Origin of the sequence: Sediminibacterium roseum, from assembly GCF_009939005.1 — a bacterium.
Taxonomy (GTDB): Bacteria; Bacteroidota; Bacteroidia; order Chitinophagales; family Chitinophagaceae; genus Sediminibacterium; species Sediminibacterium roseum.
This window is the reverse complement of the sequence record NZ_JAACJS010000012.1, coordinates 341,117-353,120: the sequence shown is the minus strand read 5'-3', so window position 1 is coordinate 353,120 and position 12,004 is coordinate 341,117. Positions and strand designations below refer to the sequence as shown.

The following is a 12,004-nucleotide window of genomic DNA, read 5'->3' as shown; positions in this document are numbered from 1 at the left end:
CAATGCATAGTCGTCACTCGGCGGAGCCGAGCGACTGCACGCAAAACGTCAAAGACAGAGTGGTTTTTGACGTTTTTGTTTTTAGGAGCAGATGCGCGAACGCTGAAATCCAGTGTACAAAAATCTGGCAGCTTTAATTCTAAAGCGCGTATCAATATGATGAGCTTAGGATCCTGACGCGGTTATCGTTCTGATGCATTTATTGTTCTGATGCATTTATCGCTCTGATGCATTTATAATTCTGATCCGTTTGTCATTTTGAAGCAATGAGTAAAGTGGATGCTGACGGTAAAGGCGCGATTAACTTCCCCTTGGTAAAGGCTTATCGCCTCTTCTCGGTGCGCCTTCTTTTGGCGGGTTGATGTTCCCTCTTGGATCAACTTCCCTCACCACCGGAACATATACCCATTTGCCGCTTACCCATTTGAAGCCCTCGTAACTGCCGGTTGGCACGAGGGTATGGTGAAGCGCGGGCTCGCCGCTTTCGCTGGTGAGCTTGGCAAAAGTAACCATGTCCAACTCCGCATCGTAGTTGAGCTTGGCGCTGGCCTCTTTTTTAAATTCCATGCAGAAACGGAAAGCCGGTTGCGGCGGTTTTGTTTCGTCGGCGGGGTAATTGAAATAACGGCCCCCGAAAACCGGCCGGCCCTGCTCATCGAATGTCAACACCTCCATCCATTTCTTCGTACTGCGTGCATCGTTTTCGTCGTAGCCGATGAGCGTGTAATAATTTTTGTTGTTGTACGTTTTCTGAATGATGTTGTAATACACCGCGCCGATCCATTGCTGGTTGCTGCGCACAGAATCCACCGGGTTATCGGTAAAAGGAGAATTGTCGTACAACGGTATCAATTTCAGCGAACCATCTTTTGTATGAAACTGTATCGCGCCTTTCTGGCGGTAATAGGTAAAATCCTTCATTACCTGCCAGGTAAAAATGCGGAAGCTGCTGTCTGGCGCATACAACCTGGAAATGGTCGTGAGCGAATCAAAAGGGTAGGAGAATGAATACGGTGTTTTCAGCGCCTGTACCAGGGCCCTTGTAAAAATACTATCGGCGATGGCGCGATCCGCGGTTTCATTTGCGTTCACAATCGCTTCGGCAAACTGGCGCATGCCCTCTTCCTGTTGCTGCAACTGCAGCACGGTAGCGGGAACTTTGTTTTGGGCTGGTAAGGATAAGGCAAACAATAGACCAAGTGCAAAAACACTGAGATGTTTCATGGTTCTAAATTACAATGTATCGGAGAAGCGCAGACGGGTTTGCGAAAATTTAGGGTTTTGTTGAGAGTCAGGTAGCTGATCCCATAGCCACTGCATCCGCGAACGCCAACAGGGTGTCGAACCTGAGGTCGATCAACTCATGCGGAAAAGCTGTTTCGGGGTGGGTTGTGGCCAGGAATACGGTATACATGCCCGCGTTTCTCCCGAACCCCATATCGCTGATGCGGTTTCCCACCATGATGCTTTTGGAAAGATCGATCTCCTCAAAATCTTTCTTTGCCCTGAAAGCCATACCGGGGTTGGGTTTGCGGTCGGGCGAATCGTCTGAAAGATCTGAACAGTAATAGATCTTGTCGATCCTTCCCCCTGCAGGCGCTATGTGGAGCAGCATATTGTTGTGGATGTTGTCGAGGTCGGCCACAGTCATCAACCCTTTGCCTACGCCTTTCTGGTTGGTGGTTACAACGATCCTGTTGAAATGTTTCGCAAGGATGGCGAGGGCCTCTACCGTGGTATCGTAAAAACGGAACTCTTCCCAATTGCGGATGTAATCGTTGTCCTTGTCGTGGTTGATCACTCCATCGCGGTCGAGAAACAGGGTCCAGCTTTTGTCTATCTTTTTCAGGTCGAGCATATCAGTGCATTAATTCCGTTTGTGCCTTGCTGTAATCTTCGGGGATACCGATGTCGATAAAATACCCATCGCTGATCACTCCATAGATGTTTTTTTCGTCGTAATACTTCTGCAGGTAATCTGTTTCGAATGAAAATTTCTCCGGCAGGAACCTGTCAAAAAACGCAGGTACATTCAAGATATAAACGCCGCCGTTGATCAGTCCTTTCTCCAGGAATTGTTTTTCTTTGAACGAGGAGATGGTATGATCCGGGTTGAGTTCCACTGCGCCGTACCTGTCGAAATTCTTCATCGGTTTTAAAGCGAGTGTACAATGCGCTTCGTGCGCGAAATGAAAATCTGCCTGGTAAAAAAGATCTGTTTTGAAGATGCTGTCGCCGTTTACGATCACCACATCTTTTTGCCGCGCATAGGTGCATGCGAACTGTATCGCACCGCCTGTTCCCAAAGGAAATTGTTCGATCACGATCTCGTAATTCTCCAGCGGCAGTTTCTCTTTCAAAAACCCGATGAATGCTTCGGAGCGGTAGCCCAATGCAAAGATAAATCGGGTGATGCCTTGTTGCTGCAGGTAATCGATCACATAGGAAACAAAGGGTTCCCCGTTAACAGGCGCCATACATTTTGGCAGGTCGGGAACCGCATCGCGCAATCTTGTGCCCAGTCCTCCCGCGAGAACGATGGCTTCTTTTATCTCCATTAACCAAATATTTTTTCTTCTACCAGTTCGCAAATAATATGTCCGATCATGATGTGGCTCTCCTGTATCCTGGGCGTATCGCCCGATGGTACGTTAACCAGGTGGTCCGCCGCTTCTTTCATCAGCCCGCCTGTAGCGCCGGTAAACCCGATGGTGATCACTTTGAGTTCTTTGGCCGCCGCAAATGCATTCAATATATTTTTCGAGTTGCCCGATGTGCTGAGGCCGATCAATACATCTCCTTCTTCGCAGATGCCTTCCACGAGCCTTGAATAGATCACATCGTAGCTGTAATCGTTTGCCACGGCAGTAAGATAGGATGTGTTGCAATGCAGCGCCTCCGAGGGGAGCGCTTTCCTGTTCTTGTAAAACCTCCCGGAGAATTCCGCTGCGAGGTGCTGTGCATCTGCCGCACTTCCGCCATTTCCGCAGAACAAAACTTTTTTCCCGTTTTGAAAGGCCGCTGTTACCACGTTCACAATGGTGTCTATGTTCCCGATGAATGTTTCATCATTCAGGATCTGCGTTTTTACATCGATGGATGCTGCTACGATGTCTTTTATTTTCTGATTCATGTTCCTTTTTTTTGGATCACCCACCGGGTGGGCTTTATGATTGAATGGTCCAGGTGGTCAACCCATGTTGTGTAAACTGGTATGGATTGATCTTTCCGCCAAATGTATTAAGTGTTTCAATAACCTTGTAACGTGTGTTGCGCGGGCAATAAAATATCATAAAACCACCGCCGCCTGCGCCGCTGATCTTTCCGCCCGTGGCGCCTGCTTTCATGGCCGCTTCGTAAATGTTTTCGATGTGACTGTTCGAAATATTTGCGGCCATGTTTTTCTTCTGCCGGAACCCATAATCCAGGATCTCGCCGATCTCGCCGAGTTTGCCGATCAGCAATGCCTCCTTCATCATCCTCGCCTGTTCCTTCAACTGGTGCATGGCCTCGATGCTTTTGCTGTTGTTCTCTTTTACATTGCGCTGCTGTTCGGTGATGATGCGTGCAGACTCCCGCGTGGTTGCCGTAAAATACAGCACGAGGTTGTTCTCGAGCTCACTCAGGTAGTCCTGCCTGATGCGCAACGGATTTACGATCACTTTGTCGTTACCGTAAAACTCCATAAAATTGAACCCGCCGAAAGTTGCCGCGTATTGATCCTGCCGCCCGCCCGCAAGCCGGAGATCGTTCCTTTCGATTTCGTAGGCATAATGCGCCATATCATAATCGCCAAACGGAAGTTTCAGCATTTCTGCAAATGCGCCGATGATGGCAACCACCAGCGTGGATGAAGTGCCCAGCCCGCTGCCTGCCGGTGCATCTACAAACGTAGTCAACTTCAAACCGTTCATGGTAAAGGGATGGTCTTTCTGGATGCGGTTGTAAACCCCTTTCAAAAGATCGAGCTCTCCATCGGCCGGGAGCGCTGTGGCCCAGTCGAACGACTGCTCCTTGCCCTGGTCCTCGGAAACCAGTGTGATCCTGTTATCGCCCGTTGATTCAATGGTTGCATGCGCGTGCAGCGAAAGCGTTGCGTTAAGGATGGCGCCGCCAAACTGGTCGCAGTAAGGACTCACATCCGTTCCTCCTCCTGCCAGTCCAATCCGTAAAGGTGCCTTGCTGCGGTAAATCATGGTGCCAAATGTACGGAAAACCCGTTTGTGCACTGTATGTAACGGGGATATAGCTTTTCATTTTCTACCTGCGCAGCAAAAGACGGCCATCCCGGATCAGGATTGCGTGAGGGCTTCTGCGAGTTTGTGCCAGCTGTATTTCTTTTTCTCCTCTTTTAAATAAGGCAGGAAATGGTCTTCTCCCAATGCATACAGTTCAAGCAGCCCGTCTGCGATCGCCTTTGGGTTGGGTTCTGTGATAACGCCTACTTTTTTATCCGGTACAAGATCAGGCAACCCGCCCACGTTTGTAACCAGCATGGGTTTCTCAAAATGATAGGCGAGCGGTGTTACGCCGCTCTGTGTTGCGTTGCGGTAGGGTTGTATCACAAAATCTGCGGCGCTGAGGTAGTAGCGCACCTCGCTGTCTGCGATGAAATCGGTGCGCAGTAAAAGTTGTGGGTGCAGTTTTAATTTTTCGATGATGGCGTCGTATTCCTCGCGTTTCTCATAAAACTCACCGGCGATCAGCAGTTTGATGTTTGCCGCGCGGATGCGTTCATCGTTCATCGCTTCCAGTAAAAGATCAAGTCCTTTGTATTTGCGTATGAAACCAAAGAACAGGATGATCTTTTCGTTTACGGGCAGTTCAAGTTTTTTCCTCGCTTCTTCTTTGGACAATGCTTCCCCGAAATTATCGTAAAGCGGGTGCACCACCTGTTGCGCGGGCTTATTTGTGAATTGAAGCAGGTCTTTTTTTACTTTCGCGCTCATGGTTACAAACGCGTCTACCGGTTTTACAAAATAGCGGGTGAAGGGTTTATCGCCGAACCGTTTCTCGTGCGGTATCACATTGTCTGCGATGCAAACGACCTTTGTGAACCTGTTTTTCTTTATCAAACGAAGAATGCTTCCCAGGCAGGGCCCCATCAGAGGCAACCAGTAACGTACCACAACAAGATCCGGTTTCATCCGTCTCAATTCATTGCCAACAACGATCCAGTTGAGCGGGTTGATCGAGTTGATGCACTTCTTTATTTTAAGATCTGTTGGAGCAGGTTCGCTCGAATACTGCGTTGTGCCGGGAAACAGGAAACCGGGGTATTGAAGAGAAAAGGTATAGATCGTGGTATCGTACCCTTCCACGGTAAATTGTCTTGCGAGCCGCTCATCAAACGATGCCAGCCCTCCGCGCAGTGGCCATGCCGGACCTATGATGATGGCGTTCTTATACACAAACTGAATAAATTAAATTAGGAATTAGAAATTAAGAATTAGGAAATAAAGTTTGAGAATTAGCATTGCCCATCGCAATTTATAACCGACAATTCCTAATTCCTAATTACTAATTCCTAATTAACAATTATAGCTGCATTCCCGATCTCGCCTCAATCAAATAGCTGTTTCTTTCCGGTGCATTGCGGGTAACGAGTTCGGCAATGAAACCGGTTAAAAACAATTGCATACCGATGATCATGGTGGTAAGTGCGATGTAGAAGCTCGGCCTGTTGGTTAAGCTGAAATCTTCGGTAACAAATTTTGCGGCGATGAGGTAGGCGCTCGACACAAAACCGATGATGAAGAAAAGCGTTCCCAGCAACCCGAAGAACTGCATTGGCCGTTTGCCGAATTTGCCGAGGAACATGATCGTTGCGAGATCGAGGAAGCCATTCACAAAGCGCTGCCAGCCAAATTTGGTTACGCCGTACTTCCTGGGCCTGTGCTCCACCACTTTTTCACCGATCTTCCTGAACCCGCTCCATTTGGCGAGGATGGGGATGTAGCGGTGCATCTCTCCATATACCTCAATGCTCTTTACTACCTTCCTGCGGTACGATTTGAGGCCGCAGTTGAAATCGTGCAGTTGAATGCCCGAGCTCCATCTTGCGGCTGCATTGAATAATTTGGAAGGAAGGTTCTTGGTAAGTGCGTTGTCGTAACGTTTCTTTTTCCACCCGCTTACCATATCGAAACCTTCGTGCCTGATCATACGGTAGAGTTCCGGGATCTCATCGGGAGAATCCTGCATATCGGCATCCATGGTTATGATCACATCGCCTTTCGACGCTTTGAAGCCTTCGTTGAGCGCGGCCGATTTGCCATAGTTGCGCTGGAACTTGATACCTTTGAAATTTGCATTTTCGCGGCCTTTCTTTTCGATGAAATCCCAGCTGTTATCGGTGCTTCCATCGTCAACAAGGATCACTTCATATGAAAACCCGTTTTGTGTAACCACGGATTCTATCCAGCTACACAATTCGGGCAATGATTCATCTTCATTGATCAATGGAACAACAATTGATAGATCCATATTTTATTTTATTCAGAGAATTTCTCTTCTTTCCGGATGATAAGTGTGATGAGCAGCGCTTTTACAAAATCCCATACAAGGCCGAGACCCGTTCCCAGCAATATTTTCTTGATGCCGGTGCCTTTTGCGCCTTCCGCTTCCATGTCACGGATGGCTTTGGCGATGTCTTCGTCTTTTGCACCGAATTTTTCCATCATCGCGCGTGTTTTTGGAATGGCGATCTGCATTGATTTCTGTGTGAGTTCAGGATCGATGAGGTTGTACAGGATATAGGTTCCCAGAGCGCCAATTACTGCGGCGATCACGTAGGAGAGGAACGAGAATTTCAATCCATCGGAAAAAGCCAGGATACCGCCGTTCTGTTTGCGCAGGGCCAACCCGCCAATCAGTATGATCACGATCATATACGGGACGAATGTAGACCAGAAACCTACACTCGTAAATGTTTCCATTCCTGCGGCCCATGTTCCATACATGATCAATATTGCGATGAGCCCGCATATCACCCCGAATTTGACGCCTTCTTTAACAACATTAGGTTTCATAACATCAGTTTTGGTTTAAAGTTAGTTTTCCTTTGTGAATGGTGCCTATAATTTTTCCACCCAGTTCCCGGTCGAGGAACGGGGTGTTTGCCGATTTGCTTTTCAATTGCGCTTTGCTGATCAGCGTGGTGCCTGTTCTTGAAAACATGGTTATTTCTGCCACGGCGCCCTCTTCAATGTTTGTTGCGGAAAGGCCGAAAATCTTACGTGCGTTGCCTGAAAACAATTGCACCAGCCTTTCTTTTGTCAATTCCGGCAGCAGGTGGTTTACCACTGCATAGCTGGTTTCAAGTCCAACCATGCCGTTCTTTGCATATTCGAATTCACACACCTTATTGTCCCAGTCCTGCGGCATGTGGTGCGATGCAATACAGTCTACCGTTCCGTTTACCACAGCTTCGCGCAGGGCGAGCATGTCGTCTTTGCTGCGCAGGGGCGGGTTTACTTTGAGGTTGGTATCGTAGGTCTGCATGTCTTCTTCGCAGAAAAACAAATGATAGGGTGTTACGCTGCAGCTGATGTTCAACCCTTCTTTCTTTGCCGCATCGATCAGCGCGAGGCTGTTCTTTGTTGATACGCCGGTGATGTGGAGTTTGGATTGTGTATACCGCAGCAGGTCTATGTCCCTTTTAATGATCACTTCTTCCGCCAGCGAAGGGATGCCCGGCAGGCCGAGCCGGGTAGAGATCACGCCTTCGTTGATCAATCCGCCTGCACCGATGCTTTTGTCCATGGGAACCTGTATGAGTACACCATCAAATGCTTTTACGTATTGGAGCGCTTTGAGAAAAAGGCCGGGCGACTGAACAGGGGATGTACCATCGGAAAAAGCGACTGCGCCGCTGTTTTTCATGTCGTACATTTCTGCGAGGTCCTTGCCTTCAATACCTTTCGTGATCGCACCCAGCGGGTGAAGTGTTACGGGTAAGGTTGCTGAATGCCGGCTGATGTATTCTGCCTGTGTTTTGTTGTCGACCACCGGTTGCGTGTTCGGCAGCACAAATACCTGTGTAAACCCGCCGGAAGCCGCGGCGGCGGCGCCTGTTTCGAGGGTTTCCTTGAATTCATAACCCGGGTCGGCAAAATGCGAAAAGAGATCGATCCAGCCTGGAGACACCAGTAAACCTTCGGCCTCGATCACCTCGTCGGCAGCTTCGGTGATGTTGGCAGCTATTTTGGAAATACGATGATCGGTGATCAGCAGGTCGGCAACCTGGCCATTGAGAGAGGAATTTGGATCGGCAATGGTGGCTTGCCTTACAAGTATCTTCATGAAGCGGGCGATAAATTTTGTGCAATATAACCCGATTTTTTTCTTTCGTCTCCTATATTTGCACCCACAATTCCAAAGTCGGGACGTAGCGCAGCCCGGTAGCGCACACGTCTGGGGGGCGTGGGGTCGCAAGTTCAAATCTTGTCGTCCCGACTATGGAGGTTCAATGGAACGCAAAAGCCTGAATACTGCTGTAAAAAGCATGTTTTTCAGGCTTTTTTGATGTTTTTCATATCAATTCATCGCATTCTTTCCCAATCATCGTGTGACAAATAAGGTGACCTCGAAAGCAAACGTAGCTTAGAGGTCACCTCGGAGGTCACTTCGTACCTTCAAAACCCCTGCTGGTAAAGGCTTTTAGGACTAGACACGTTATCAGCGACAGGTAGTTAAAGTCATAACCGATGCAGATAGAGGTGATGTCTGCCACCCATACCTCTTCTGAAGCGCTCACTGAAAAATCTTTGACCAAATTCGGATACCGCCGGATCCTATGATGCATCTTATCCCTTCCAATCGTGATGTTATTAGTTTGAAGAGGCTGAAAAATACATTTATACATCTTCTGTCCACCTAAACCAGGCAACTCCCTTCGTACCTGGACATTGGGAAGCCCATATCTCTTTGCTACTTTTTAAGCTTCCATGCCATTAAACAGTACCAGCCGGGCTAGTTCCTCTTTAAATTTTTGAGGGAATTTGAACCGATCCAAAGCCTTTTCATTCATGCTTTACTTTTTTGCCAAAACCTGCAAAGCTATAGTTGTATAAGACCGTGTTCAGGGGAGAACGATTAGTCAGTCATCCTCTTTTTTGTCGGGTATGTGCGTGATTTTAGTGAGTTTTTTCTGTACGGAAAATAACAGAAGAGAATGTCTGCTTTTTAGATGCAATTTCTTCGCCAATCTCGCAAAGATATTGATGACAGCTTTTGGAGTGATGTCCATCAGTTGCGCTATCTCTGTATATTCCAAACTGGATGAGTTTAATGTTACAAAAGTGGCTTCGCGCTTTGTGAGCTGCAGTTCCCTTCTGATCTCTTTCTGACGAGCACGCTCTTTGATCAACACCAATCTCTGCGAAGCGTCAACCGCGATCATTGGATCAATGTACACTTTATAGGTTGATACTGACCTGATAGCTTTTGTCAAATATCTGAGGTTTATTTTGTTTACGTAACCCCAGGCACCGCTACTGAGCATGTCCTCGACAATGTCTTTCGCTATATAAGTGGATAATCCTATGACCTTGATTTTCGGAAAGTGATCATGCAGGTAATCTGTGAGTATTACACCGTCCATTTTGTCCATGTGTACGTCAACTAAAATGATATCGGGTAAATTTGATTGGTTGTTGCAATAGCGGATAATTTCAAAAGCATCGGAACATTTCAGTACAACTTCAATCCAATCCTCGCTGGAAAGCGTATCGATAATGGCATTCAAAGCTTTCAGGCTGTCATCGACAACGGCAATTTTGGTCATGAATGAATGTGCAGGGCTAAGGTTAAAATGTTACGGGGGGTATTCAAGTTATGTAATTTATTTATTTGTATATGTAAATGGTGGCCAATACTATTTATTTGAGGTGATATCACCTCAAAATAAAATTTCGATCACGTTAGATAATTGAAATTTTCTTTAATCTTTTCTAGGGTGATAACCCCTCAAAATTAAAAATATAACAAAAAAAAAGAAGATATGTTATGCTGGTTTATATGTCCTTCTTTAATTTAAACTCATTATTTAACCAAAACGATTACCATGAAAAAAGTCATTTTCGGTATGTGCCTCACACTGATTGTTGGTTTAAATGTTGCAGTTTTCTCCCAGCCGGTTGATCTGGGTGAAGCAGGACAAGTTACCTGCTATTCAACGTATACCAGCAATGGAAGCACAACAATCACAAAATGCAATGGTTGTGTAGAACAATCGAGCGTAAACACGTACACTGACTCTGGCCGATGCAGAGCGTAAGTGGTACCACCTGACAATTTGGGTGTAATGCGATGTATCAATTGCATTACACCTTTTTTTTAAAGAGTCATTTCTCCAGAAAAACCTGCTTATGCTGAAATTATCCTGCGTGACTGCTGTGATTTTTATTTTGCTATCCTGCTCCGGCCGAAACAGATTGAACGATGTAAGAAAGTATATGGTTCCCTTCGCGGAAGCGAACAACCTAACCATTCCGCTCGACTCACTGGGTGCTCCCTATTACACACCCAACTCTGGTGTGGCTGTTCCCGAAAAATTCCGCGTTGTCAACTTTATCAATACGGATTGTGGTAACTGTTTTGCCCGCATGGAGGAATGGGCAGCATTTCTTCGTGACAATGAAATTGAAGCTAGTATTGTATTTGTTGCCTCAGGTTCTTTGAATGATTATTTTACCGGCTTTGTTGCATCAAAAAAAGATCTTCCGTTTTATATCTACCGGGATTCGTCTAACTATATTTTGAATTCGAGAGGACTTCATCAGTATGAAAAGGAAAGTTTCCTGATCGATCAATCAAAAAAAATATTGTTGGTAGGTAATCCTGTGACGAACCCCGTATTGTTTGGCTATTTTAAAACTGTAATTGATGAAGGCTATTATTAAAATACAGGTTTTCATTTTGTTAATTGCCGTTATTGAGGGTTGCAGACCGGACGGGTTTTGGGAAATTCCATTTAAGTCAGTGAGCGTTTCAGAACCTGTTTTTGCTGGAACCTTGCATTATAGCAATGTCCCGGAAATCAAACAGCGTACGATAAAATCCATCGGGTTGGTTGACACTGCCTTGCTTGTGATCGACGAGTTCGAAGACCCATTTTTGAATTTTTACGGCCTCTCAAATCTTCGATACCTGGGGAATTACGGAAAAGCAGGTACAGGCACGGGCAAATTGAAAACGCCTAAATACGATAATCAATATTCAGTTGAAAACGGGCGCACGTTTTTTTTTCTGCATGATGCAGGCAATTTCGTATTGTCTAAAGTTGACCTGAAGTCAGCGCTCACTGATTTGAACTATGTCCCAAAGTTCAGGGTACCGGTACCTCCTTCGCTAATACTCCGTCACGTATCCCTTTACCTCACCAAAGATTCGATGCTTACCGGCAATTACCGCGGTACTGAAAATGAAGACAAAGGTAGAGCAGGGCGTTTCTTTGCCTACGACCTACGAACGAGGAAAATGAACTGGGTGAAATACTTCCCGGCCGTAAAACAGGCGGTCTCTTCTGTTCAAAAACCTTACTACTATTATTCGCACTGCGCGTTCAACGATGAGAAACAGGTGATGGCCTCTGCGATGTATCTGTTTAAAGAAGTTGATTTCATTAATATCACTTCGAAAAAAAATACTTCGGTTAGGTTCCTGAACGAAACAGGTCCAACACCATATGCAGATGACTACAGACCTAATGGAGAAACCAATATTTTCTTCTATCAGTCCTTCGGGGGGAAAAAGAATTTTTATACACTTTGCCTAAATGGAAAAAATAAGTCCCTTTTTGACAACACATCTACTGCCAGCCTGTATGTTTTTGATTGGGACGGATCACTCAAGGCCATTGTCAAACTAGATCAACCCCGTCTTGGAAATTTTGTAGTCGATGAAGTAAACAAAAGAATGTATGCAGTCAACTTCAATAAATTGCCAGGCTCTACGACGGTTATCTCTTACAACCTTTCTTCTTTGAAAATATTTTAACGCC

The 12,004-nt window shown here is 46.2% G+C and carries 12 protein-coding genes and 1 tRNA gene; 3 read left to right on the top strand and 10 right to left on the bottom strand.

Features of this window, described 5'->3' with window-relative positions; translation table 11 throughout:
- Window positions 1–300 precede the first annotated feature (300 nt).
- From GWC95_RS09850 to GWC95_RS09810, 9 genes are all read right to left on the bottom strand, one after another.
- Window positions 301–1,224, bottom strand: coding sequence for a hypothetical protein (locus GWC95_RS09850; protein WP_161818534.1), 924 nt, complete (start codon window positions 1,222–1,224; stop codon window positions 301–303).
- Between the two features lie 67 nt (window positions 1,225–1,291).
- A complete protein-coding gene (locus GWC95_RS09845) occupies window positions 1,292–1,858 on the bottom strand; it encodes a D-glycero-alpha-D-manno-heptose-1,7-bisphosphate 7-phosphatase (protein ID WP_161818533.1) in 567 nt (188 codons plus the stop codon).
- A 1-nt stretch (window position 1,859) separates the two neighbouring features.
- Complete coding sequence (locus GWC95_RS09840; protein WP_161818532.1) at window positions 1,860–2,558, bottom strand: sugar phosphate nucleotidyltransferase; 699 nt, start codon at window positions 2,556–2,558, stop codon at window positions 1,860–1,862.
- Entirely contained in the window at window positions 2,558–3,133 is a 576-nt protein-coding gene (locus GWC95_RS09835) for a D-sedoheptulose-7-phosphate isomerase (RefSeq protein ID WP_161818531.1), read from the bottom strand. The genes GWC95_RS09840 and GWC95_RS09835 overlap by 1 nt, the downstream gene beginning before the upstream one ends.
- A gap of 34 nt (window positions 3,134–3,167) precedes the next feature.
- A complete protein-coding gene (locus tag GWC95_RS09830; RefSeq protein WP_161818530.1) occupies window positions 3,168–4,196 on the bottom strand; it encodes a GHMP family kinase ATP-binding protein in 1,029 nt (342 codons plus the stop codon).
- 96 nt (window positions 4,197–4,292) lie between these two features.
- Window positions 4,293–5,411, bottom strand: a complete 1,119-nt coding sequence (locus GWC95_RS09825; protein WP_317164119.1) for a glycosyltransferase — start codon at window positions 5,409–5,411, stop codon at window positions 4,293–4,295.
- Window positions 5,412–5,538: 127 nt separating this feature from the next.
- The gene (locus tag GWC95_RS09820; protein WP_161818529.1) at window positions 5,539–6,486 is read right to left on the bottom strand and encodes a glycosyltransferase family 2 protein; all 948 of its coding nucleotides are present in this window, start codon (window positions 6,484–6,486) and stop codon (window positions 5,539–5,541) included.
- An 8-nt stretch (window positions 6,487–6,494) separates the two neighbouring features.
- Window positions 6,495–7,031, bottom strand: coding sequence for a DUF4199 domain-containing protein (locus tag GWC95_RS09815; protein ID WP_161818528.1), 537 nt, complete (start codon window positions 7,029–7,031; stop codon window positions 6,495–6,497).
- Window positions 7,032–7,035: 4 nt separating this feature from the next.
- Window positions 7,036–8,304 carry a dihydroorotase gene (locus tag GWC95_RS09810; protein ID WP_161818527.1) on the bottom strand — a complete coding sequence of 423 codons (1,269 nt, stop codon included), beginning with the start codon at window positions 8,302–8,304 and terminating at the stop codon, window positions 7,036–7,038.
- A 79-nt stretch (window positions 8,305–8,383) separates the two neighbouring features.
- Here GWC95_RS09810 and GWC95_RS09805 point away from each other — a divergent pair.
- Window positions 8,384–8,457 (top strand) — tRNA-Pro (locus GWC95_RS09805).
- A 643-nt stretch (window positions 8,458–9,100) separates the two neighbouring features.
- On the opposite strand, the gene GWC95_RS09800 is transcribed toward GWC95_RS09805, so the two are convergent.
- Entirely contained in the window at window positions 9,101–9,787 is a 687-nt protein-coding gene (locus GWC95_RS09800) for a response regulator transcription factor (protein WP_161818526.1), read from the bottom strand.
- Window positions 9,788–10,370: 583 nt separating this feature from the next.
- On the opposite strand from GWC95_RS09800, the gene GWC95_RS09795 reads away from it, so the two are divergent.
- Both GWC95_RS09795 and GWC95_RS09790 read left to right on the top strand, forming a co-directional pair.
- On the top strand, window positions 10,371–10,904 hold the full coding sequence (locus GWC95_RS09795; RefSeq protein WP_161818525.1) for a hypothetical protein: 534 nt from the start codon (window positions 10,371–10,373) through the stop codon (window positions 10,902–10,904).
- The gene (locus GWC95_RS09790) at window positions 10,888–12,000 is read left to right on the top strand and encodes a TolB-like 6-bladed beta-propeller domain-containing protein (RefSeq protein ID WP_161818524.1); all 1,113 of its coding nucleotides are present in this window, start codon (window positions 10,888–10,890) and stop codon (window positions 11,998–12,000) included. The genes GWC95_RS09795 and GWC95_RS09790 overlap by 17 nt, the downstream gene beginning before the upstream one ends.
- The last annotated feature ends 4 nt before the right edge of the window (window positions 12,001–12,004 follow it).